Source organism: Duganella paludis (assembly GCF_054461335.1).
In genome coordinates this window covers 3,313,020-3,333,498 of the sequence record NZ_CM136922.1, presented here as the reverse complement: position 1 = coordinate 3,333,498, position 20,479 = coordinate 3,313,020, and the positions used below count along the sequence as shown (strand labels likewise).

The 20,479-nt window shown below is 61.7% G+C and carries 26 protein-coding genes and 1 tRNA gene; 18 read left to right on the top strand and 9 right to left on the bottom strand.

Annotated elements, in window-relative coordinates; all coding sequences use genetic code 11:
• Position 1: 1 nt before the first annotated feature.
• Complete coding sequence (locus ACXZ1M_RS14870) at positions 2-1,513, bottom strand: murein hydrolase activator EnvC family protein (RefSeq protein ID WP_459054024.1); 1,512 nt, start codon at positions 1,511-1,513, stop codon at positions 2-4.
• A 55-nt stretch (positions 1,514-1,568) separates the two neighbouring features.
• Positions 1,569-2,315: a 2,3-diphosphoglycerate-dependent phosphoglycerate mutase gene (gene gpmA / locus ACXZ1M_RS14865; protein WP_459053891.1), complete on the bottom strand. Its 747-nt coding sequence runs from the start codon at positions 2,313-2,315 to the stop codon at positions 1,569-1,571.
• 100 nt (positions 2,316-2,415) lie between these two features.
• Here gpmA and ACXZ1M_RS14860 point away from each other — a divergent pair, with 100 nt between their 5' ends.
• The 5 genes from ACXZ1M_RS14860 (at position 2,416) to ACXZ1M_RS14840 (ending at position 5,307) form a co-directional block, all read left to right on the top strand.
• Complete coding sequence (locus tag ACXZ1M_RS14860) at positions 2,416-2,817, top strand: rhodanese-like domain-containing protein (protein WP_459053890.1); 402 nt, start codon at positions 2,416-2,418, stop codon at positions 2,815-2,817.
• A 15-nt stretch (positions 2,818-2,832) separates the two neighbouring features.
• Positions 2,833-3,093 carry a glutaredoxin 3 gene (gene grxC / locus ACXZ1M_RS14855; RefSeq protein WP_373990000.1) on the top strand — a complete coding sequence of 87 codons (261 nt, stop codon included), beginning with the start codon at positions 2,833-2,835 and terminating at the stop codon, positions 3,091-3,093.
• A gap of 162 nt (positions 3,094-3,255) precedes the next feature.
• A complete protein-coding gene (secB, locus tag ACXZ1M_RS14850; RefSeq protein WP_373989999.1) occupies positions 3,256-3,729 on the top strand; it encodes a protein-export chaperone SecB in 474 nt (157 codons plus the stop codon).
• A gap of 69 nt (positions 3,730-3,798) precedes the next feature.
• Positions 3,799-4,242 (top strand): SH3 domain-containing protein, encoded by a 444-nt coding sequence (locus tag ACXZ1M_RS14845; protein WP_459053889.1) that lies wholly within the window; start codon positions 3,799-3,801, stop codon positions 4,240-4,242.
• A gap of 39 nt (positions 4,243-4,281) precedes the next feature.
• Positions 4,282-5,307 (top strand): NAD(P)H-dependent glycerol-3-phosphate dehydrogenase, encoded by a 1,026-nt coding sequence (locus ACXZ1M_RS14840; protein WP_459053888.1) that lies wholly within the window; start codon positions 4,282-4,284, stop codon positions 5,305-5,307.
• Between the two features lie 92 nt (positions 5,308-5,399).
• Here ACXZ1M_RS14840 and ACXZ1M_RS14835 read toward each other — a convergent pair whose 3' ends face one another.
• From ACXZ1M_RS14835 to mscL, 3 genes are read right to left on the bottom strand one after another with little or no spacing between them, the layout of a single operon-like run.
• The gene (locus ACXZ1M_RS14835; protein WP_459053887.1) at positions 5,400-6,089 is read right to left on the bottom strand and encodes a DUF2461 domain-containing protein; all 690 of its coding nucleotides are present in this window, start codon (positions 6,087-6,089) and stop codon (positions 5,400-5,402) included.
• Between the two features lie 8 nt (positions 6,090-6,097).
• Entirely contained in the window at positions 6,098-7,258 is a 1,161-nt protein-coding gene (locus ACXZ1M_RS14830; RefSeq protein WP_459053886.1) for a Do family serine endopeptidase, read from the bottom strand.
• 36 nt (positions 7,259-7,294) lie between these two features.
• Positions 7,295-7,726, bottom strand: coding sequence for a large conductance mechanosensitive channel protein MscL (mscL, locus tag ACXZ1M_RS14825; RefSeq protein WP_459054023.1), 432 nt, complete (start codon positions 7,724-7,726; stop codon positions 7,295-7,297).
• Positions 7,727-8,080: 354 nt separating this feature from the next.
• Here mscL and petA point away from each other — a divergent pair, with 354 nt between their 5' ends.
• The 9 genes from petA to ACXZ1M_RS14780 all read left to right on the top strand — a co-directional run bounded on the left by petA (position 8,081) and on the right by ACXZ1M_RS14780 (position 14,460).
• Complete coding sequence (gene petA, locus ACXZ1M_RS14820) at positions 8,081-8,689, top strand: ubiquinol-cytochrome c reductase iron-sulfur subunit (protein ID WP_459053885.1); 609 nt, start codon at positions 8,081-8,083, stop codon at positions 8,687-8,689.
• Positions 8,690-8,691: 2 nt separating this feature from the next.
• Positions 8,692-10,101, top strand: coding sequence for a cytochrome b (locus ACXZ1M_RS14815; protein WP_373989992.1), 1,410 nt, complete (start codon positions 8,692-8,694; stop codon positions 10,099-10,101).
• A 23-nt stretch (positions 10,102-10,124) separates the two neighbouring features.
• Positions 10,125-10,889 carry a cytochrome c1 gene (locus ACXZ1M_RS14810; RefSeq protein WP_459053884.1) on the top strand — a complete coding sequence of 255 codons (765 nt, stop codon included), beginning with the start codon at positions 10,125-10,127 and terminating at the stop codon, positions 10,887-10,889.
• A gap of 115 nt (positions 10,890-11,004) precedes the next feature.
• Entirely contained in the window at positions 11,005-11,616 is a 612-nt protein-coding gene (locus ACXZ1M_RS14805; protein WP_072788101.1) for a glutathione S-transferase N-terminal domain-containing protein, read from the top strand.
• An 89-nt stretch (positions 11,617-11,705) separates the two neighbouring features.
• The gene (locus ACXZ1M_RS14800) at positions 11,706-12,200 is read left to right on the top strand and encodes a ClpXP protease specificity-enhancing factor (RefSeq protein WP_459053883.1); all 495 of its coding nucleotides are present in this window, start codon (positions 11,706-11,708) and stop codon (positions 12,198-12,200) included.
• Between the two features lie 26 nt (positions 12,201-12,226).
• A tRNA-Thr gene (locus tag ACXZ1M_RS14795) sits at positions 12,227-12,302 on the top strand.
• 115 nt (positions 12,303-12,417) lie between these two features.
• Positions 12,418-12,681, top strand: a complete 264-nt coding sequence (locus tag ACXZ1M_RS14790) for a helix-turn-helix domain-containing protein (protein WP_459053882.1) — start codon at positions 12,418-12,420, stop codon at positions 12,679-12,681.
• A gap of 2 nt (positions 12,682-12,683) precedes the next feature.
• Positions 12,684-14,030 (top strand): type II toxin-antitoxin system HipA family toxin, encoded by a 1,347-nt coding sequence (locus ACXZ1M_RS14785; protein WP_459053881.1) that lies wholly within the window; start codon positions 12,684-12,686, stop codon positions 14,028-14,030.
• A 223-nt stretch (positions 14,031-14,253) separates the two neighbouring features.
• A complete protein-coding gene (locus ACXZ1M_RS14780) occupies positions 14,254-14,460 on the top strand; it encodes a hypothetical protein (RefSeq protein WP_459053880.1) in 207 nt (68 codons plus the stop codon).
• 7 nt (positions 14,461-14,467) lie between these two features.
• Here the strand turns inward: ACXZ1M_RS14780 and ACXZ1M_RS14775 are convergent, their stop codons facing one another.
• Positions 14,468-14,671 carry a hypothetical protein gene (locus ACXZ1M_RS14775; protein WP_459053879.1) on the bottom strand — a complete coding sequence of 68 codons (204 nt, stop codon included), beginning with the start codon at positions 14,669-14,671 and terminating at the stop codon, positions 14,468-14,470.
• A gap of 123 nt (positions 14,672-14,794) precedes the next feature.
• Between ACXZ1M_RS14775 and ACXZ1M_RS14770 the strand changes: the two genes are divergently transcribed.
• Complete coding sequence (locus ACXZ1M_RS14770) at positions 14,795-15,679, top strand: dienelactone hydrolase family protein (protein ID WP_459053878.1); 885 nt, start codon at positions 14,795-14,797, stop codon at positions 15,677-15,679.
• Here ACXZ1M_RS14770 and ACXZ1M_RS14765 read toward each other — a convergent pair.
• The 3 genes from ACXZ1M_RS14765 to ACXZ1M_RS14755 form a co-directional block, all read right to left on the bottom strand.
• Positions 15,676-16,386 carry a hypothetical protein gene (locus tag ACXZ1M_RS14765; protein WP_459053877.1) on the bottom strand — a complete coding sequence of 237 codons (711 nt, stop codon included), beginning with the start codon at positions 16,384-16,386 and terminating at the stop codon, positions 15,676-15,678. The two genes, ACXZ1M_RS14770 and ACXZ1M_RS14765, sit on opposite strands and share 4 nt — an antisense overlap.
• Positions 16,387-16,496: 110 nt before the next feature.
• Positions 16,497-17,234 (bottom strand): substrate-binding periplasmic protein, encoded by a 738-nt coding sequence (locus ACXZ1M_RS14760; protein WP_459053876.1) that lies wholly within the window; start codon positions 17,232-17,234, stop codon positions 16,497-16,499.
• A gap of 64 nt (positions 17,235-17,298) precedes the next feature.
• Positions 17,299-18,294: an alpha/beta fold hydrolase gene (locus ACXZ1M_RS14755; RefSeq protein WP_459053875.1), complete on the bottom strand. Its 996-nt coding sequence runs from the start codon at positions 18,292-18,294 to the stop codon at positions 17,299-17,301.
• A 159-nt stretch (positions 18,295-18,453) separates the two neighbouring features.
• Between ACXZ1M_RS14755 and ACXZ1M_RS14750 the strand changes: the two genes are divergently transcribed.
• From ACXZ1M_RS14750 to ACXZ1M_RS14740, 3 genes are all read left to right on the top strand, one after another.
• Entirely contained in the window at positions 18,454-19,356 is a 903-nt protein-coding gene (locus tag ACXZ1M_RS14750; protein ID WP_459053874.1) for a LysR family transcriptional regulator, read from the top strand.
• A 113-nt stretch (positions 19,357-19,469) separates the two neighbouring features.
• Positions 19,470-19,670: a hypothetical protein gene (locus ACXZ1M_RS14745; RefSeq protein WP_459053873.1), complete on the top strand. Its 201-nt coding sequence runs from the start codon at positions 19,470-19,472 to the stop codon at positions 19,668-19,670.
• A 24-nt stretch (positions 19,671-19,694) separates the two neighbouring features.
• A complete protein-coding gene (locus ACXZ1M_RS14740) occupies positions 19,695-20,465 on the top strand; it encodes a head GIN domain-containing protein (RefSeq protein WP_459053872.1) in 771 nt (256 codons plus the stop codon).
• The last annotated feature ends 14 nt before the right edge of the window (positions 20,466-20,479 follow it).

The following is a 20,479-nucleotide window of genomic DNA, read 5'->3' as shown; positions in this document are numbered from 1 at the left end:
CCTAAAACTTGACCCAGCCAGCCGGATCGAATGCCGCGCCCTGATGGCGAAGTTCAAAGTATAGCCCCGATTCCTCATTGCCGCCGCTGTTACCCGCGCTGGCAATCGGGTCGCCGGCCTTGACGATGTCGCCGGCCCGTTTTAGCAGCGACTGGTTATTGCCGTAGATGCTCATGTACTGGCCGCCGTGGTCGACGATGATCAGGTTGCCGAAGCCACGCAGCCAGTCGGCGAACACCACCCGTCCGCCGGCCACCGAGTGCACGTCGGCGCCTTCGGCGGTGCGGATGAAGACGCCCTTCCAGCTCGGGCCGTCGCCGCGCTTGGAGCCGAACTTGGCGGCCACCTTGCCGCTCACCGGCGCGCGCAACTGGCCTTTCAGGCTGGAGAAGGCGCCGGCCGGCGCGGCGGGCGCCAGCGCGATGTCGGCCGCCTTGGCCGGTGGTGCGATCGGTTCCTGCGGCACGGCGGCCACTGGTGCGACCGCGACTGAACCTGTGCCGGATGCCGCGCCCGCGTTCGCTCCCGAATTCGGACCCGGCGCCGGACTCGCCCCCGGCCGGCCGGCAGCCACCTTCGGCTCGTCGGCGTCGATCGCATCGGCGGGATTGGGCACGGCCGGCTTGATGGCGCCGGATTTGACGTTATTGTTGTTGGCCTTGGCCAAACGCTGACGGTCCGCCTCGGCGGCTTTGGCCTTGGCCAGCGCGCGGGCGTCGGCGTCCGCCTTGGCCTTGGCGGCGGCGCGGGCGGCGGCCAGTTGTTCCTGGCGCTTCTTCTCGGCGGCGGCGGCAATGGCCTGCTCGGCGATCAGCTTGTTCAGCTTGTCGACCAGCCCGGCCATGCGCTGCTCGTCGCGCTCGATATTGCCCGCTTCCTTGCGCTGGGCCACCAGTTTCTTCGACAAAGTGGTCAACAGGGCGGTGCGACGCGCCTTCTCCTGCTCCAGCTTGGCTTTCTGTTGCAATTGTTCGCCGGCGATTTCTTCCAGCTCATCCTTGGCGTTCTGCGCCTCTTCCTGATTGACCTCGACCGCCTTCAGGTTGGCGCGCAGCGACTCCAGCAGGCGTGCCTGTGCCTGCGAGACATAGGCCATCATCTGCAGATCGCGGTTGATGCGGTTCGGGTTATCGCCCGACAGCAGCAATTTGATGCGGTCCTCGTTCCCGGCCACGTACTGCTCACGCAGCAACTTGGCCAGCTGCTGCTTCTGCTGGGCGACCGTGGCCGCCAGCTTGTCGTGCACCGACGACAGCTGTTGCAGCTTGATATTGGTATCGCCCTGCTCCTGCTGCAGGTCGCGCAGCGCGCGGTTGGCGTCGGAAATCGCCTGCTCCGACTCGGCCAGGGTATCGGCCGCGTCGTCCTTGGCGCTTTCCGTCTTGCTGATGTCTTTCTTGAGCGTGGACAGCTTTTGCTGCAAGCCGACGCGCTCGGCCTCGGCCACCGCTTTCTGCTTGCTGCGCTCGGTCGCCTTGGCGAACGGCGCAGCTTGGGCGCCGTTCGTCCACATCATCAGCAATAACGCTGTCGCGGCGCTTAACTTCTGGAACGGGGAAGGAGACAAATTACTTGGCCTTGCCCTGGTTCGCTACAGCAGCTTGCGCGGCGGCAATAGCGTCGGCGTCACCGAGGTAGTAGTGACGGATCGGCTTCAGGTCGGCGTCCAGCTCGTACACCAGCGGCGTGCCGTTCGGAATGTTCAGGCCGACGATGTCGCTGTCGCTGATGCCGTCGAGCATCTTGATCACGGCGCGCAGGCTGTTGCCGTGGGCCGAAATCAGGATTTTCTTGCCGGCGCGGATAGCCGGGGCGATTTCCTCATCCCAGGCCGGCATCACGCGGGCCACGGTGTCTTTCAGGCACTCGGTCAGCGGGATCTGCTCTTTCGACAGGCCGGCGTAGCGCGGATCGTTGAACGAGGCGCGGTCGTCGCTCTCTTCCAGGGCCGGCGGTGGCGTGTCGTAGCTGCGGCGCCAAACGAGCACTTGCTCGTCGCCATACTTGGCGGCGGTCTCGCCCTTGTCCAGGCCCTGCAGGGCGCCGTAGTGACGCTCGTTCAGGCGCCAATCGTTCTTGATCGGCAGGTACATCATGTCCATTTCGTCCAGCGCCAGCCACAGCGTGCGCACGGCGCGCTTCAGCACCGAGGTGTAGGCCAGGTCGAAGGTGTAACCGCCTTCCTTCAGCAGCTGGCCGGCCAGCTTGGCCTCTTTGATGCCTTTTTCGGTCAGATCGACGTCGGTCCAGCCGGTGAAACGGTTCGACAGGTTCCAGGTGGATTCGCCGTGGCGCATGAAAACGATTTTGTACATGTGGACTATCTTTTCAGGAAAAGTTGGAAAACCGGTGCTTTGAGAACTATTACAGCTTCTATTTTATAATGCGCAGATTAAGTTCAACCATTGGATTCCTGTGAAATTCTTCATTGATAATATTTTTCTGATCGCCATCGTGCTGGTTTCCGGCGGCGCCCTGCTGTGGCCGACCCTGACCGTACGCGGCAAACGCGGCACGCCGCAAGACATCACACTGTTGATTAATCGCGGTAAAACCACCATTGTGGATGTACGCGATGCCAAGGAATACGCCGAAGGCCACCTGCCGGAAGCCAAAAACATCCCACTGGCGGAACTCGACAATCGCCTGAAGGAACTGGACAAGTTCAAGAGCCGCAGCCTGATCGTGGTGGGCAAGAGCGACGCGCGCGGCTCGGCCGCCGCAGCCAAGCTGGGCAAAGCCGGCTTTGCCGACGTGGTCAACCTGGCGGGAGGCATTGCCGCATGGCAAAAAGCCGGCCTGCCGCTGGCCAAATAACTGGAGGAGAGTGAGATGACTGCCGAAGTAATCATGTACACCACCGCCGTATGCCCATATTGCATCCGCGCCGAACGTCTGCTGGAAGCCAAGGGCGTGACCGGCCTGAAGAAGATTCGCGTGGATCTGGACCCGGAACAGCGCATCACCATGATGCAAAAGACCGGTCGTCGCACCGTGCCGCAAATCTACATCGGCGACACCCACGTGGGTGGCTTCGACGATTTGTATGCGCTGGACCAGGCGGGCGGCCTCGCCCCCTTGTTAAATGCTTAACGGACCCCAAATACAACGTGCGGCAGGCGGAAAGCCCTTTGAAACCATAATGGTTTTGATACAATTGCCTTCGCGTGTGATTTGAGCTGTCTTCTAGCCATACCAAGCAAACATATCCAGAGCGGCCCGTGCCGCTCGTTTTCACTATAACGAAAGCGTTCCATGTCTGAAGAAAACCTGCAACCAGTATTCCAAATCCAACGCGTCTACCTGAAAGACCTGTCGCTGGAACAACCGAACTCGCCGTCGATCTTCCTGGAGCAGGAAGCACCGACCATCGAAGTCGCCCTGGACGTTGGCGCCGAGCCACTGGCCGACGGCATCTTCGAATCGACCGTCACCATCACCGTGACCGCCAAAGTCAAAGACAAAGTCGCGTTCCTGGTAGAAGGCAAGCAAGCCGGCATCTTCGAAGCCCGCAACATTCCAGCCGAACAGCTGGATCCACTGCTGGGCATCGGCTGCCCGAACATCGTTTATCCATACCTGCGCGCCAACATCGCCGACGTGATCACCCGTGCCGGCTTCCCGCCAGTGCACCTGGCCGAGATCAACTTCGAAGTGTTCTACCAGCAGCGTCAGCAAGCCATCGCTGAAGCGGCCGCAGCTGCCCCAGCAGCCGACGCAACGCACTAAGCAGCAATTCAAGCAGCACTACGCCGCCGGGCGCTCGTCCGGCGGCAGTTTCCCCTCTCAAGGTACACCATGACATTTCCCCGTTTAATCGCTGCGCTGACCATGACGCTGGCCGCTGCCGCCAGTCAGGCCTACGATTTCAAAACGGTAGGCGCCGCGCCCGTGATCCTGTACGACGCGCCGTCGACCAAGGGGGGCAAACTGTTTGTCGTACCGCGCGGCGCACCACTGGAAGTGGTGCTGGCCTACGGCGAATGGCTGAAGGTGCGCGACGTCAACGGCGAACTGGCCTGGACCGAGGCCAAGGGCCTGAGCGCCAAGCGCAACGTCATCGTGCGCAGCGCCAATCTGAAAGTGCGCGCCACGCCGGACGACAGCGCCAACCCCGTCTTCACCGCCGACAAAGGCGTGCTGCTGGAACTGAACGAATCGGTGGCCGGTGGCTGGATCAAGGTGCGTCATCGCGATGGCCTGATCGGTTACGTCAAGACTTCCGAAGTCTGGGGCATATAATTGCCGTAGCGGCGCCTCCCACGCGTCGAATGAGATCCCATGCAAGAAAACACTAGCAAACAGACGGGCGCAGCCCGCAAGGTGAGCGTGCTCGGCGCAGGCGCCTGGGGCACGGCCGTGGCCATGGCGCTGGCCCAGCGTCACGACGTGCTGCTGTGGGGCCGCAACGCCGCCGCCCTGCAGGCGATGGCCGTGGCGCGCGAAAACAGCTACCTGCCCGGCTACGCCTTCCCCGACCGGCTGCAAGTAGCGGCCAATTTCGACGCCGCGCTGGCCCACGTGGCCGAGCCCGGCAGCCTGCTGATCGCGGCCTGCCCTGTGGCGGGCCTGCGTCCACTGCTGCAACAGCTCAAGGGCCGCGCGATTCCCAACGTGGTGTGGCTGTGCAAGGGCTTTGAATACGAAACCGGCCTGCTGCCGCACCAGATCGTGCGCGAAGTGCTGGGCGACGCGGTGGCCGGCGGCGCGCTGTCCGGCCCGTCGTTTGCGCAGGAAGTGGCCAAGGGCCTGCCGTGCGCGCTGACCATCGCCTCGGCATCGGCGGCCTTGCGCGCCTGCGTGGTGGAAACCGTCCATGGCGGCAATGTACGCGTGTATTCGAGCGAAGACCTGGTGGGCGTGGAAGTGGGCGGCGCGGTGAAAAACGTGCTGGCCATCGCCACCGGCGCGGCCGATGGTTTGGGCCTGGGCCTGAACGCGCGCGCCGCGCTGATCACGCGCGGGCTGGCGGAAATCACGCGCCTGGGCGTGGCTCTGGGCGGCCAGACCGAAACCTTCATGGGCCTGACCGGCATGGGCGATTTGATATTGACCTGCACCGGCGACCTGTCGCGCAACCGTCGCGTCGGGCTGGGCCTGGCGCAGGGCAAGGCGCTGGATGTGATCGTGCAGGAGCTGGGCCATGTGGCCGAAGGCGTGCCCTGCGCCAAGGCCGTGCGCGAACTGTCGGCACGTCTGGGCGTCGAGATGCCGATCACCAACGCCGTAGCCGGCGTGCTGTTCGACGGCGACCAGCCGCAAGCGATGGTCGCCCGCCTGCTCTCCCGCGACCCGCGCGGGGAGTAAAATCCGGGGTCAGGTCCTCCATTGCTACACGAGCTCTGCCCTAGACACGCCTAGGGCAGAGCTCGTGTAGCAATGGAGGACCTGACCCCGGATTATTCTTCGGCCGGTTCTTCTTTGGCGGCGCGCATCCACGTTACCAGTGGCAAGGCATCCTTGAGGCCGGCCGCCAGGGTCGGCACCAGCAGCTCCGGCTTGTTCAGCTGCAGGTCGATCTCAGTCCAGACGAAGAAGCTCTTCAGCTTGATGTATTCGATGTGCTCGTGCTCCGGGTCGAAGCCTTTCGGCGGACGCATCAGCTTGCCTTCGTCCTGGATGTCGCCGTAGGTCGCCACCAGCTTCTTGTTCTTCAGCACTTTCTTGAAGCCGGCCGCGTCGTCCACCATGTGCTGGCGCAGCGCTTTCAGGCGGTGCGGCGGCGGCATGTATTCGCCGGCGCCGAACAGCAGCTTGCCGCTGCCATCGATCTGCATGTAGTAGGTGGGACCGCCGGCCTTGCTCGGACGGCGCATGTCGTTCGGCGCCACCGCCGCCGAGAAGCGCGTCTTGTACGGGCTTTTGTCATGCGCGAAACGCACGTCGCGGTTGATGCGGAACATGGCCTTCTTCGGATTGCTGAACTTCACCTGCGGATCGAACTTGCCCAGTTCCGCAATCATCTGCGTCACCACCTCCAGGAATTCTTCGCGCAGGATGTCGTAGCGCGGCTTGTTCATGATGAACCACGGACGGTTGTTGTTGTCCGCCAGCTCACGCAGGTATTGGGTCAGGTCGCGCAGATGCATTGATGTCCTTATTTCGGGTTGGCCGGCCGCTTGCCGACCGTGATGTCCAGCGTCGCTTCTTTGTTTTTCCGCAGGACCGTCATTTTAGCTTTTCCGCCAGGAACAAGTTGGGCGATGAGGTTGAGCATGCTGTTGGTGTCGGCCACCGGCTTGCCGTCCACCGACAGCAGGATGTCGCCCGGCTTGATGCCGCCCTTGTCGGCCGGCCCGTTGCGCACCACGCCGGCAATGATGGCGCCGCTCTGCCGCGTCAGCCCGAAGCTGGCCGCCAGTTCCGGCGTGATTTCCTGGCTTTCCACGCCGATCCAGCCGCGCACCACGTGGCCCGATTTGATGATGGCTTCCATCACCGACTTGGCCGTGGTCACCGGGATGGCGAAGCCGATGCCGACCGAACCGCCGGTCTGCGAATAAATCGCCGAATTGATGCCCAGCAGGTTGCCGCTGGCGTCCACCAGCGCCCCGCCCGAGTTGCCGAAGTTGATGGCGGCGTCGGTCTGGATGAAGTTCTCGAAATGGTTGATGTGCAGGTTGTTGCGGCCCAGCGCGGAGATGATGCCCATGGTCACCGTCTGGCCCACGCCGAAGGGGTTACCGATGGCCAGCACCACGTCGCCGACCTGCGCCTGCTCGGCCTGGCCCAGCACGATCACCGGCAGCTTTTCCAGCGAGATCTTGATGACCGCCAGGTCGGTCTCCGGGTCGGTGCCGACCAGCTTGGCGGCGGCCTTGCGGCCGTCGGCCAGCACCACCTCGATTTCGTCGGCCGCCTCCACCACGTGGTTGTTGGTGAGGATGTAGCCCTGCGCCGAAACGATCACGCCCGAACCGAGGCTCGATTCATCTTCGCCGTCGTCGTCGCGGTCGCCGAAGAATTTCTTGAAGAAGGGGTCGCGCATCAGCGGATGCTTGCCGCGCTTGGGTTTCTTGCTGGTGAGGATGTTGACCACGGCCGGCATGGCGCGCGCCGCCGCCGCCCGGTAGGAGCCGCCCGCCGACAGCGGCGGCTTGGACGGCGCCGCCTCCAGCATGGCGGCCGGATGCTCGACGCTGCCCATTTGCTGCACGCGCACCGGCGCCGCCCGCTCCGGGCCCACCGCCGTGTAGACGAAATACAGTGCCAGTACGACGGTCACCGTTTGCGCAAACAATAACCAGAGTCGTCGCATCACAGTCCAGCCAGCCGCCGGGGCGGCCGCATCCTTTTATTTTTTGAGGGAGTCGCGGATCTCGCGCAGCAGCACGATGTCTTCCGGAATCGGCGCCGGCGGCTCGGCCGCAGCGGCGGCAGCGTCGCGTTTCAGACCCAGGTTCCGCGCCTTGTTCATCAAGCGTACCATCTGGAAGATGACAAACGCCAGGATGATGAAGTTCAACAGGATCGTGGCGAAATTACCGTAGGCCAGCACGGCGCCCAGCTTTTTCGCTTCCACCAGGCTCAGGCCGGTGGCTTGGCCGTTGAGCGGAATATAGTAGCTGGCGAAGTCCAGGCCGCCGAACAATTTGCTGACCGGCGGCATGATGACATCGGCCACCAGCGAATCGACAATCTTGCCGAAGGCGCCGCCGATGATCACGCCGACCGCCAGATCGACCACGTTGCCCTTCATCGCGAATTCTTTGAATTCTTGCATCATTGTCATATTATTATCCTCGCTGTGTGGTCAATTGTGAACAAAACTGCGCTTGGATCATACTATTTTTTCAATTGGATTCCAAACACGCTTGCCGTTTACGCATTTACAAGCCGAATTACGCTATAAATTGACCTACATCAATTTCTGCTCACCGCCCTACCTTCTATCATCGCCGCGCGAGCGGTGCGCAGACCGGCTGACAATTGGGCATCGGGCAAGCTTGGTGTTTTAATTTGCATAATGCATACCTTATAATGTAAGGTTGCTGGATTTCGTGCTTTTTCCAGTTGTCAGCTTTCAGGTTTGTACACAGTTCTCAAGATTTTGTTCGCACTTTGACTGATTGGGGTTTGTATGGGTAACGAAAAGCAGGTCGATTCAGGCCGTCGTGGTTTGCTTGTAGCAACAGGCGCTGCCGGCGGTGTCGTAGGTCTTTGCACCGCAGGCGCATTAGTAAGCACCTTCCAGCCCTCCGAGCGCGCGAAAGCGGCCGGTGCGCCGGTCGAAGTAGATATCTCCGCACTCAATCCCGGTGAAATGAAAACCGTGGAATGGCGCGGCAAGCCGGTCTGGATCCTCAAGCGCACGCCGGAAATGGTGGCGTCGCTGAAGAAAACCGACGGCAAAGTGGCCGACGCTGAATCCAAGCGCAATCCCGACGAATTCACCCCGGAATACGCCCGCAACGAATGGCGCTCGCGCAAGCCCGAGCTGCTGGTCGCGGTCGGCATCTGTACCCACCTGGGCTGCTCGCCCTCCTCCAAATTCACCCCCGGCCCGCAGCCGTCGCTGCCGGACGACTGGGAAGGCGGCTTCCTCTGCCCTTGCCACGGTTCCACCTTCGACATGGCCGGCCGCGTGTTCAAGAACAAGCCGGCGCCGGACAATCTGCAGGTGCCCCGCTATATGTTTCTGAGCGACACCAAGCTGGTGATTGGTAAAGACGAGAAAGGCGAGGCATAACCATGGGCTTCAAGGAGACGAAATTCCCGGCCGATGCACCGGCCGCACAAAAAGCACTGGGCTGGGTGGACGACCGCTTCCCGCTCACCAAGCTGTGGAATGATCAATGGGGCAAATACTACGCTCCGAAAAACTTCAATTTCTGGTACATCTTCGGCTCGCTGGCCATGCTGGTGCTGGTGCTGCAGATCGTCACCGGCATCTTCCTGACCATGCACTACAAGCCGGACGCCAACCTGGCCTTCGGTTCGGTCGAATACATCATGCGCGAAGTGCCGTGGGGCTGGCTGGTGCGCTATATGCACTCGACCGGCGCTTCCGCCTTCTTCATCATCGTCTACCTGCACATGACGCGCGGCCTGCTGTACGGTTCGTACCGCAAACCACGCGAGCTGATCTGGCTGTTCGGTTTCGCCATCTTCCTGTGCCTGATGGCCGAAGCGTTCTTCGGCTACCTGCTGCCATGGGGCCAGATGTCGTACTGGGGCGCGCAAGTGATCGTCAACCTGTTCGGCGCCATCCCGCTGATCGGCCCTGACCTGTCGCTGTGGATCCGCGGCGACTACGTGGTGTCCGACGCCACCCTGAACCGCTTCTTCGCCTTCCACGTGATCGCCATTCCGCTGGTGCTGCTGGGCCTGGTGGCCGCGCACTTGATCGCGCTGCACGAAGTCGGCTCGAGCAATCCGGACGGCATCGAAGTCAAGGACAACCTGGGCCCGGACGGCCACCCGGTCGACTCCATCCCGTCGCACCCGTACTACACGGTGCACGACCTGTTCGGCGTGTCGGTGTTCCTGACCATCTTCAGCGCGGTGGTGTTCTTCGCGCCGGAAATGGGCGGTTACTTCCTGGAGTACAACAACTTCCTGCCGGGCGACTCGCTGAAGACCCCGCTGCACATCGCCCCGACCTGGTACTTCACCGCCTTCTACTCGGTGCTGCGCGCCACCACGGCCGACTTCATGTGGGTGCTGATGTTCTTCGTGGCCGCCTACGTGGTGTTCATCTGGCTCAAGTCGCGCCTGTCGACCGCCGTCAAGACCGTTATCGCGGTGGTGGCGCTGGTGGCCATCATCGGCATGCTGCCGCAGATCCTCGACGCCAAGTTCTGGGGCGTGGTGTTCTTCGGTTCCTCGGTGGTGATCCTGGCCTTCCTGCCTTGGCTGGACAAGTCGCCGGTGAAATCGATCCGCTACCGTCCGGACTGGCACAAATATGTGTACGCCGTGTTCTTCCTGTCGTTCCTGACCCTGGGCTACCTCGGTACCCTGGCGCCGACCGACGGCCGCACCCTGGTTTCGCAAGTGTGCACCCTGCTGTACTTTAGCTTCTTCCTGTTCATGCCATGGTGGAGCGCCATGGGCACGTTCAAGAAGGTTCCGGACCGCGTGGTATTCCACGGCCATTGATAAAGTACTCAAAAGGACAACACATGAACTTCCCGAAACGATTGCTTGCTATCTTGGCATTGTTGCCCGGCCTGGCGTTGGCCAACGAGGGCGGAATCGCGCTCGACAAGGCTCCGGACCGCTCGAATAACATGGCGGCCCTGCAGCACGGCGCCAAACTGTTCGTAAATTACTGCCTGAACTGTCATAATGCGTCCTCCATGCGCTACAACCGCCTGAAAGACCTGGGCTTGAGCGAGGACCAGATCAAGGCCAATCTGCTGTTTACCGGTGACAAGGTCGGAGAAATGATGACCACCACCATGAAACCGCAGGATGCGAAAGCCTGGTTTGGCGTGGTGCCACCGGACTTGTCGGTGATCCAGCGCGCGAAAGCGTCTGGCGTCGGCACCGGCAGCGATTATCTGTACACGTATCTGCGCAGCTTCTACAAGGACGACACCCGTCCGACCGGCTGGAACAACCGTCTGGTCGAAAACGTGGCGATGCCGCACGTGCTGTGGGAACTGCAAGGCGTACAGAAAATCACCATGGAAGAGGTGGCCGACCCGCACGAGCATGGCAAAATGACGCACCAATTTGCCGGCTATGCGCAGGTCACGCCGGGCAAGCTGGATAAATTGGCCTACGACACTGCCGTGGCCGATCTGGTGGGCTACATGGAGTGGATGGCGGAGCCTGCAGCGCAGACCCGCAAAAAACTGGGCGTAGTGGTCGTGTTGTTCATGACCTGCTTCGCCTTCCTGGCATGGCGCTTGAATGCGTCATTCTGGAAAGAAGTGAAATAGTCGAGAGCGCCGGCTTGATCGGCGCTTGTTTTGCGATGCCCGCGTTTGGCGGGCGATCGATCCGGGTGAGCCGTTCGCGGTCTCGCCCTCTTTGTTCTTCTAAGGAACTACAAAAATGATGGTTCTCTACTCGGGTACGACCTGCCCATTCTCGCAACGCTGCCGTCTGGTCCTGTTTGAAAAAGGCATGGACTTTGAAGTGCGCGATGTCGACTTGTTCAACAAGCCGGAAGATATCTCGACCATGAATCCGTATGGTCAGGTGCCGATTCTGGTGGAACGCGAATTGATTTTGTACGAATCGAACATCATCAATGAATACATCGACGAACGCTTCCCGCATCCGCAGCTGATGCCGGCCGATCCGCTGATGCGCGCACGTGCGCGCCTGATGCTGTTCAACTTTGAAAAAGAACTGTTCGTGCACGTGCACACGCTGGAAAGCGAACGCGCCAAGGGCAACGACAAGAGCCACGACAAGGCGCGCGCGGAAATCCGCGACCGCCTCACCACGCTGGCGCCGCTGTTCCTGAAGAACAAGTACATGCTGGGCGACGAGTTCTCGATGCTGGACGTGGCGGTGGCCCCGCTGCTGTGGCGTCTGGACCACTACGGCATCGAACTGTCGAAGACCGCCGCGCCGCTGATGAAGTACGCCGAGCGCATCTTCTCGCGTCCGGCCTACATCGAAGCGCTGACGCCGTCGGAAAAGGTCATGCGCCGTTAATCGGACCGTGGCTGTTTAGTTGAAGTACTGCGGCGCGTTTGCCGGCCTTAGCTGGCGGCGCGTCGTGTTTTACCGCAGTCTGGAATCCCATGTCTGAAATCTCAACCAAGCCCTACCTGCTGCGCGCCATCTACGAATGGTGTACGGACAGCGGCTACACCCCCTATCTGGCCGTCAAGGTCGACGCCGGCACCACGGTGCCGATGGAATACGTGAAAAAGGGCGAAATCGTGCTCAACATCAGCTTCGGCGCCACTTCCGGGCTGAAGATGGACAACGACAGCATCCGCTTCCACGCCCGTTTCGGCGGCGTCTCGCGCGAAATCTACATCCCGGTCAACAACGTGATGGCGATCTACGCCAACGAAAACGGCCAGGGCATGGCGTTCGAACCGCAAGCGGCCGGTTCGGCTTCTGCGCCGGAACCGGACGCGGCGGACGAAGCACCGGCGGCGCCCGTACTGTCCGCCGTACCGGCGCCAGCGCCGCTGGGAGAGGTCAAAACCGAAGCGCCAGGCACGCCCGGCGACGACACCGACCCACCCAAAAAGGGCGGCCGCCCCACCCTTACGCGGATCAAATAGCGTATAATCTGCCCCGTAAAAGTCACGCCGACTTAGCTCATTTGGTAGAGCAGTTGATTTGTAATCATCAGGTGGCCAGTTCGAAACCGGCAGTCGGCACCAAGTCGAAAAGCCCAGCCCTCATCGGCTGGGCTTTTTGTTTTATCCGCCATTCGGATAAATTGACATTATCTGAAATTCAGCTAATCTTTGTTTATCTGAATGATGGATACTTTCCATGTCAACGGCCGCCCCCTCCCAGCTTGTCATCACCTCCCCACAGTTAGGTCAGTTGCTCTTGTCTACGCGCAAGCGCCGTAAGCTCACACAGACCGCCGTGGCGCATCGTCTTGGCTTGAGCCAAAACCGTATTTCACACCTGGAGCAGAATCCAGATGAAATCAGCGTCAAGCAGTTGCTCAGCTGGTGCTCGGTAATCGGACTGGACTTGCGGCTCGGGGAGCGAATCGAGGGCGGGCAAAGTAACTCTGCGGAGTGGTAATCATGGGCCGTCGCGCGCATCGTCAAACACTACACCTCTGGGCCAATGGCGACTACGTTGGACGCTGGACGGTCAACGCCTCAGGCGACTCCGAACTGCAATACGACCTTGCTTGGCGCAATTCCACACGTGGGCGCCCAGTCTCGCTATCGCTGCCGTTCACTCTCCATAACGAGCCGCTAAAGGGAGATCGCGTCGCCCACTACTTCGATGGACTGCTGCCGGACAGCGACACTATTCGCAAACGCATCGCACTCCGGTTCAGGACCGGGTCTATCGACGCATTTGAGCTTCTCGAGGCGATTGGTCGAGATTGCGTTGGGGCTTTACAGCTTCTGCCCGAGGGCGTGGAGCCAGAAAGACAGGGGCAGGTCGACGGGATAGTAGTTGACGATGAGGCCATTGAACTGCATCTGCTGGAGGTGGTTAATCCAGGCCGCTACGGCGCCATGCCGGCCCCTGGTGACGATTTCAGGATTTCCCTGGCAGGCGCCCAAGAGAAGGACGCGTTCCTGCGGTGGAATGGCAAATGGCTGAAACCGAGGGGCACGACGCCAACGACCCACATCTTCAAGCTCCCCATGGGTCTGGTTGGCGGTAGAAAGGCGGACTTCTCCACATCGGTCGATAACGAGTGGCTATGCCTGCGACTGTTCAAAGAATACGGCTTGCCCACGGCGAACGCGGAGATTGTGACATTCGGCTCACAACGGGTGCTCGTCGTAGAGCGCTTCGACCGGGCACCGTCGCTCGACGGAAAACAGCTATTCCGGCTGGTTCAGGAGGATTTTTGTCAGGCGACAGGAACCTCGCCGCTGATGAAATACGAAAACGAGGGCGGCCCGGGCCTGCAGCAAATGTTCACCCTGCTGCACCAGTCGCAACAGCCGGTCGCCGACATGCACACACTCATGGCCACGCAGCTTTTGTTCTGGATGCTGCGAGCGCCGGATGGTCACGCCAAGAACTTCAGCATCCAGCTGCTTGCTGGCGAGCAGCGCTTCAAGATGACGCCTATCTATGACGTAATGTCGGCCTACCCTGCCATCGGCCATGGGCCGAATCAGTGGGCGGAGCAGGACATCAAGATGGCGATGGCGCTGTTCGGGAAGAACAGGCACTACCTCGCACACAACATCATGCGACGCCACTTCAACAGCACGGCGAAGAAGGTCGGGTACGGCGAGAACGCCGAGTCTCTCGTTCAGGACTTCATAGAACGCACGCCTGCAATTGTAGACAAGGTCCGCACGGAGTTGCCAGCCGGGTTTTCGGAAAAGGTTGCCGACCGAATTCTCGGTGGCGTTCTCGCCGCAGCACAATCGCTGGAGCAGATGCCTCCCGTCTAATCGAACAACTGCGCGACCGCTGAACGCATGGCATTGCCTATGAATTTCCGCGCACCCATCAACAGGTTAAATGGCCGAAAACTACAAGATTGCTATACTCGTCCATGAAAGTAACATCCGGCGCCCCAACCACGCGCTCTTCTGGATGACCTGAACTCTCACCCAACTCCGTGAGCATTTGATTTCGCCGTGCTGTGCGCAGCGCGGCTCATGGAGTGGGATCATGAAGTCGAGAGCAAATTACCTGTTTGCCGATGCTGTGGAGCAGGCCATCGTTATGGATGCGCTGAGCGGGGTGGCCATCGCTTGGGCCTTCCTGGAGGCCCAGCACGTGCCGAAGGAAGTCATCCTGCGCGTGTTGTCCGGCAAGTCGCGCCGGCACACGGACACGCCGTCGGCAAGGGCGATCAACCAGTGCCGGTCAAACTAAGCGGCAGCTATTCCCGCTTGTCCTTCCGGCGATCCCGGTGCTGACGCCGGAATTCCGGACTGCCGAGCACACGCAAGGTAACTTCTTGCGGTATGCCTTTTTCCTTCATGTAATCCATCGCGGGGCTGGTGCCCTCCTGCTTCGCAAGCCAGAGGGCATTGTCCACGGCGATCGCCGTGCTGGGGAACTGTCGTCGGTCGGAATTGGTCATATGTGCAAATACCTGTCGTTGTCCGCATGATAGGCCAGATGCCGACTGAGCCGACGTCCGTTACGCCTATGCATGATCCTTGGGCTACACTGGACGCTCCACCTTTCGCCACGGAGCCCCGATATGACCCGCAAGACCGCCGCCGATTTCGATCCGGAAGTTCTCAAGCTGTTCGATCAGTACGTGCACGGCCGCATCAGCCGGCGCGATTTTTTGTCGTCGGCCACGCGCTATGCGGTCGGTGGCGTCACCGCCGCCAGCCTGCTCACCGCGCTGAGTCCGAGCTTTGCCGCGCCGCTGGTCCCGCCGGAGGACAAGCGCCTCAACGCCCGCTTTGTCGAGCTCCCCTCGCCGGAAGGCAACGGCACCGTGCGCGGCTATCTGGTGTCGCCCAAAGACGCCAAGGGCAAGCTGCCGCTGGTACTGGTGGTACACGAGAATCGCGGCCTGAATCCGCACATCGAAGACATCGCCCGCCGCCTGGCCCTGGATGGCTTTATCGCCTTCGCGCCCGACGCCCTGCATACGCTGGGCGGCTACCCCGGCGACGAGGAGAAGGCGCGCGCCCTGTTCGGCAAGCTGGACCAAGCCAAGACCCGCGCCGATTTCGTCGCCGCAGCGCGCTGGCTGCAGCAGCAGCCGGACGGCAACGGCAAGCTGGGCGTGGTCGGTTTCTGCTACGGCGGCGGCATCTCCAATTATCTGGCGACGCAGATGCCGGAGCTGCTGGCAGCCGTGCCCTTCTACGGCGCCCAGCCCAAGGCCGAGGACGTCGCACGCATCAAGGCCCATCTGCTGATCCACGACGCTGAAAAAGACGAGCGCATCCGCGCGGGCTGGCCCGCCTACGAAAAAGCGCTGAAGGACGCCGGCGTGCACTACCAGTACCACGTCTATCCCGGCGTCGAGCACGGCTTCAACAACGACACCACGCCGCGCTACGACGCCGCCGCCGCCAAGCTCGCCTGGCAGCGCACCACGGAGTTCCTGCACGCGCGCCTGGGCTAAGGCGCGGCGTTGTACTTGCGAGTCAGCGATTCGATGGCCTGGGCGCCGTGCGCGCCCAGCCAGTTCCAGATGGCTTCGACTTGCTCGCGGTTGCGCTGGTAGTAGGCGCGGTTGGCGCCCAACCAGACATAGGACACGCCCAGCGGCTTGTCGAGCCGGGTCAGGTGCTTGCCGTGCTGCGCGGCCAAGTAGGGATCCAGCGCCGAGGCCGTCATCACGGCCACGGTAAAGCCGTCGACGCGCTTCAGGCGCAGCTTTTCGAAGTTGCTTTCGGAGCTGACGCTGCCGTCATCCACCTGCAGGCCCTTGTCCTTGAGCTGGGACGCCAGCATGGTGCCCTGGTTGGCGGCCAACATATGGGTTTTGAAATACTGCATGGGATCGGTGGCGGGCGGCAGCCTGTCCTCCGTGCGCACGAAAACGACGGACATGCTGCGCAAGGCGCGTCGCGTGTCGAGCTCGCCGCCAGCCATGGCCACCACGTAGTCCGCATGGACGTCGCCCGGCGTGTAGGTCGGCGCGATATCGATCGTCCCGCTGGCCAGCGCCATCCTCACCCGCGCCGCCGGCAGGCGCACGAACACGGCCTGGCAGCCGCCGCTTTGGACGGCATCCCGGAATAGCTCGACCAGCACGCCCGGCCGCGATGGCACCACGGCGCCGTTACCGACGTAATACGGCAGACGCTCCCGATCGGAATACCCCACGCGCACCGGCTTGCAGGGCCCGGCGGCATGCGCTCCCGCGCTAACAAGTAAGAAAAGGCTGACCCAGTATTTCATCGTCTATCTCATGAATAACCCGAGTATAACGCGGCTTATTCATAACGCAACATTATGCGCTGCCATTCCGGGTCGTCGCGAGCCTTGCGCAACACGGGCGCGATCTGATCGTAGACCTTCTCCAGCCCATGCGGCACCAGGAAGCGCCGCTCGGTCTGCCGCGACGGCAACGCGTACACGTTGAAGTTATCGGCCAGGTGGCGCTTCCTGTAATAGCGAAACACGGATTCGGCGATGGCCACGCTGTCCAGCCGGCCCAGGCGCAGTTTCTCCAGATTGTGTTCGTCGCTGAGGGCGTCGGTGCGGACCACGCCTTGCTGCCGTATCCAGTCGAGCAGGTCCGGGTAGCTGTAGCCCAGCACCATGCCTAAGGTGCGGCCGGACAGCGCACCGGTGGCGCCCGGCACATAGGCGCCGCCGGGCGGCAGCACGACTACGTAGCGGTCGACCGCAAACGGGGCGGTCCACAGGAATTTTTTCTGCTCGGAGTCGTCGAACCAATGCGGCATCATGCCGATCACGATGCCGTCCAGCTGTCCGCTTTCCGTCTTCAGCTGCAGCCGCTTGCGCGGCAGGTAGGTCAGCTTGAAGGTCAGGTTGCCGAGCTTTTGCCGGTTCAGGTAGGCCACCATGTCCGGGTAGATGCCGCTGCCGTCGGCCAGCATCAGGGGCGCTACCTGCGCGCTGGTGTAGACCAGGACGACCTCGGCCCGCGCAACTCCGCAGAGCGCGGCGGCGAACAACATTGCCAGCGAGACCAGGCATTTTTTCATAATGAAACGGCGCAGGATGGTCAAACCATTCTGCGCCGTAACTACAGCCCGGTCAACTTGCAGATCAGGACTTGGCGAACGCCAGGAAGTCGGCGTTGAACTTATCCTTGTGCGTATCGGTCAAACCGTGTGGTGCGCCTGGGTAGACGATCAGTTTCGCGCCCTTCACTATCTTGGCCGAGGCGATGCCGGCGGCTTTGATCGGCACGATCTGGTCATCGTCGCCGTGAATGATCAGGGTCGGCTTGTCGAATTTTTTCAGGTCGTCGCGGAAGTCGGTTTCCGAGAACGCCTTGATCGAGTCGTAGGTGTTCTTGAAGCCGCCTTGCATGCCCTGCGCATACCAGGCCTGGATGATGCCTTGCGAAGGCTTGGCGCCGGGACGGTTGTAGTTGTAGAACGGGCCCGAGGCGATATCGAGGTACAGCTGGCCGCGATCGGCGAGCTGGCCCTTGCGGATGCCGTCGAACACTTCCAGCGGCAGGCCGTCCGGATTGGTATCGGTTTTGAGCATCAGCGGTGGCACCGCCGAGATCAGGCCCAGCTTGGCGATGCGCTTGGTGCCGTGACGGCCCACATAGCGCGCCACTTCGCCGCCACCGGTCGAGAAACCGGCCAAGATGATATTTTTCAGGTCCAGCGCCTCGATCAGCTGCGCCAGGTCGTCGGCGTAGTGGTCCATGTCGTTGCCTTCCCATGGCTGGCTGGAGCGGCCGTGGCCACGGCGGTCGTGGGTGATGACGCGGAAGCCGTTGTTGGCCAGGAAGAACGCTGCCGATTCCCAGCTATCCGCATTCAGCGGCCAGCCGTGGCTCAGGATGACCGGCTGGCCACCGCGTGGGCCCCAGTCCTTGTAATAGATCTCGACGCCGTCGCGAGTGGTGATGATGCTGGCGGTTTTGGTGACCGGGCCGGTTTTGGCAACGGCGGCCTGCGCTTCGGCGGAGGTGCCCAGGGCGGCCAGCGGCAGGGCCACGGCGGCAGCGGCGGCGCCGACAGAATTGAACAGTGCGCCACGGCGGGACAGGTTGACGGTGTCGTTGGTATTGTGTGCGTTCATGATCTTCTTCCTTTTAGTCGATGTATGGATAACCAGTGTTGTGCTACAGTCATTTCGTACTGCAGCTGCGATGGAATGAATCTTAGACCTCGCAAAACGTTTGCGGAACAGACAACACTGCAAGACCACTTTGCAAAAACGCAGACCCCCAACTCAACCATGGCAACAGGCAACGACTTCGACTGGAACGACATCCCGCTGATCCTCGCGCTGGCCCGTAGTGGCAGCATGAGCGCCACCGGCCGCCAGTTGGGCGTGGACGCCTCCACCATCAGCCGCCGCATCGCCGCCGCCGAGAAGGCGCTCCAGCTGCGACTGTTTATCCGCGACAACAATGGTTACAAGCTGACCGACGCCGGCCAAGTCTTCGTCGAGCATGGCGACGCCGTCTACGGCAACGTGCAGAGCATGTTGCAGGCCTCCTCGCAGGAAGCCGGCGCCACGGCCGGCCCGGTCAACATCACTTCCATCGATTTCTTGTTCGACTACTGGCTGCTGGAGCACGTGCCGGCCCTGCTGGCCCAGCACCCGCAGCTGCAACTGACGCTGCAGGCGGAAAACCAGAACCTCTCCTTCACCCGGCGCGAGGCCGACTTCGCGCTACGCCTGGGCAAGCCGGGCGAGGATGCGGCGCTGGTGATGCGCAAGCTGGGCGACATGGGCTTTGCCGTCTACGGCCACGCCCGCTTCGCCGACACGCCGCGCGCCTGCTGGGGCACGCAGCCCTGGATCGCCTACGACGATTCGCTGGCCGGCACCGGCGAGATGCAATGGCTGGCGGCGATGTCGCCGCAACCACAGCGCGTGCTCAAGGTGAACAGTCTCAGCACCATGGTGCGCGCCTGCCGCGCCGGCGTCGGCATGGCGCTCCTGCCTTGCATCATGGGCGAGCAGGAAGGCTTGCAGCGTATCGGCGACCGCGTCGAGGTGCAGCGCGACATCTGGCTGCTCAGCCATCGCGACGCCGGCTCAATCGCCCGCTTTAAAACCGTCTCCGCCTGGCTGGCGCAGGTCTACGCCAGCAACGAGCATCTGCTGTGCGGCACGGCTTCGCACCCTTAATTCGCAGTCTATCCCCCGTTTTTTGCAGTTCGTCACATCCCGGTGGATGGACGGATAGCCCTTGTCTATAGTTCACTCAACGCAACGAACTAACCACCCACAAGGAGCTCAAAATGAACATCGCAAAAAACATGGAAGCCATCTTCGTAGCCGCCATCGTCGTCGCCAGCGCTACCACCTTCGCCACCGCAGCCGTGAATGAACCAGCCGCCGCGATCGCCCCGGTGATCGCAGTGAAAGCCGAAGCGACCGTGATGCCGACCGTAACGGTCACCGCGAAACGCCTGACCGCCGCTGAAAAAGCAGCCCTGTAATTCACTCGAACCAAGACGGAGCGCATGATGAAAAAATTGATGAAGGCTGCGATGCTGGCGGCGGTACTGGGCAGCGGCGCACACGCCGCGCTGGCGGCCGACACGATCAGCGAGAACCGCAGCGTCGATGCGCGCGCCGTGAAGATCGAACTCGATGGCGTCATCAGCCTGAAACTCAAGCAAGGCGCAACGGCGTCGCTGACCATCTACGGCGAACCGGACGCGCTCAAGAAAGTGGTGGTCGAACAAAACGGCGAAACGCTGCACATCGGCACCGAGAAAATGAACGGCATCCACTTCGGTAACAAGCGCGAACTGCGCGCCGAACTGACGCTGCCGAACCTGCGCCAGCTGACCTCGGGCGGCGTGGGTTCAACGGAAGTAAGCGGATTTAACGGCGACAATCTGCGCGTGGCCTTGGACGGTGCAGGTTCCGTCAAGGTCGACTCGCAGTATCGCAACATCGACGTGCGTCTCGGCGGCGTGGGCGGCATCACCGTCAACGGCGGCAACAGCGACAACGTCGAACTGAACCTGAATGGTGCTGGCCGCATCGAGATGATAGGCCAGACCAAACAGTTAAACGCCCGCCTTGGTGGCGTCGGCAGTCTGGATGCGCAGCAGCTGCGCGCCGACACGATCGACGTCAACATGAGCGGCTTGGGTAGCGCGGCGGTCTACGCCAAGACCAGCGCCAACCTGAAACTCACGGGCATGGGTTCGGCCAAGGTCTACGGCAACCCGACCAATCGTAACGCCAGTTCACGCGGCATGGGCAGCATCAACTGGCAGTAAGGAATGCGCCGGCC

Excerpts from the sequence above, each read along its gene's own strand:
- ACXZ1M_RS14870 (WP_459054024.1), bottom strand. The coding sequence starts at position 1,513 with ATGTGGACGAACGGCGCCCAAGCTGCGCCGTTCGCCAAGGCGACCGAG.
- gpmA (WP_459053891.1), bottom strand. The coding sequence starts at position 2,315 with ATGTACAAAATCGTTTTCATGCGCCACGGCGAATCCACCTGGAACCTG.
- grxC (WP_373990000.1), top strand. The coding sequence starts at position 2,833 with ATGACTGCCGAAGTAATCATGTACACCACCGCCGTATGCCCATATTGC.
- secB (WP_373989999.1), top strand. The coding sequence starts at position 3,256 with ATGTCTGAAGAAAACCTGCAACCAGTATTCCAAATCCAACGCGTCTAC.
- ACXZ1M_RS14845 (WP_459053889.1), top strand. The coding sequence starts at position 3,799 with ATGACATTTCCCCGTTTAATCGCTGCGCTGACCATGACGCTGGCCGCT.
- ACXZ1M_RS14840 (WP_459053888.1), top strand. The coding sequence starts at position 4,282 with ATGCAAGAAAACACTAGCAAACAGACGGGCGCAGCCCGCAAGGTGAGC.
- ACXZ1M_RS14835 (WP_459053887.1), bottom strand. The coding sequence starts at position 6,089 with ATGCATCTGCGCGACCTGACCCAATACCTGCGTGAGCTGGCGGACAAC.
- ACXZ1M_RS14830 (WP_459053886.1), bottom strand. The coding sequence starts at position 7,258 with ATGCGACGACTCTGGTTATTGTTTGCGCAAACGGTGACCGTCGTACTG.
- mscL (WP_459054023.1), bottom strand. The coding sequence starts at position 7,726 with ATGATGCAAGAATTCAAAGAATTCGCGATGAAGGGCAACGTGGTCGAT.
- petA (WP_459053885.1), top strand. The coding sequence starts at position 8,081 with ATGGGTAACGAAAAGCAGGTCGATTCAGGCCGTCGTGGTTTGCTTGTA.
- ACXZ1M_RS14815 (WP_373989992.1), top strand. The coding sequence starts at position 8,692 with ATGGGCTTCAAGGAGACGAAATTCCCGGCCGATGCACCGGCCGCACAA.
- ACXZ1M_RS14810 (WP_459053884.1), top strand. The coding sequence starts at position 10,125 with ATGAACTTCCCGAAACGATTGCTTGCTATCTTGGCATTGTTGCCCGGC.
- ACXZ1M_RS14805 (WP_072788101.1), top strand. The coding sequence starts at position 11,005 with ATGATGGTTCTCTACTCGGGTACGACCTGCCCATTCTCGCAACGCTGC.
- ACXZ1M_RS14800 (WP_459053883.1), top strand. The coding sequence starts at position 11,706 with ATGTCTGAAATCTCAACCAAGCCCTACCTGCTGCGCGCCATCTACGAA.
- ACXZ1M_RS14790 (WP_459053882.1), top strand. The coding sequence starts at position 12,418 with ATGTCAACGGCCGCCCCCTCCCAGCTTGTCATCACCTCCCCACAGTTA.
- ACXZ1M_RS14785 (WP_459053881.1), top strand. The coding sequence starts at position 12,684 with ATGGGCCGTCGCGCGCATCGTCAAACACTACACCTCTGGGCCAATGGC.
- ACXZ1M_RS14780 (WP_459053880.1), top strand. The coding sequence starts at position 14,254 with ATGAAGTCGAGAGCAAATTACCTGTTTGCCGATGCTGTGGAGCAGGCC.
- ACXZ1M_RS14775 (WP_459053879.1), bottom strand. The coding sequence starts at position 14,671 with ATGACCAATTCCGACCGACGACAGTTCCCCAGCACGGCGATCGCCGTG.
- ACXZ1M_RS14770 (WP_459053878.1), top strand. The coding sequence starts at position 14,795 with ATGACCCGCAAGACCGCCGCCGATTTCGATCCGGAAGTTCTCAAGCTG.
- ACXZ1M_RS14760 (WP_459053876.1), bottom strand. The coding sequence starts at position 17,234 with ATGAAAAAATGCCTGGTCTCGCTGGCAATGTTGTTCGCCGCCGCGCTC.
- ACXZ1M_RS14755 (WP_459053875.1), bottom strand. The coding sequence starts at position 18,294 with ATGAACGCACACAATACCAACGACACCGTCAACCTGTCCCGCCGTGGC.
- ACXZ1M_RS14750 (WP_459053874.1), top strand. The coding sequence starts at position 18,454 with ATGGCAACAGGCAACGACTTCGACTGGAACGACATCCCGCTGATCCTC.
- ACXZ1M_RS14745 (WP_459053873.1), top strand. The coding sequence starts at position 19,470 with ATGAACATCGCAAAAAACATGGAAGCCATCTTCGTAGCCGCCATCGTC.
- ACXZ1M_RS14740 (WP_459053872.1), top strand. The coding sequence starts at position 19,695 with ATGATGAAAAAATTGATGAAGGCTGCGATGCTGGCGGCGGTACTGGGC.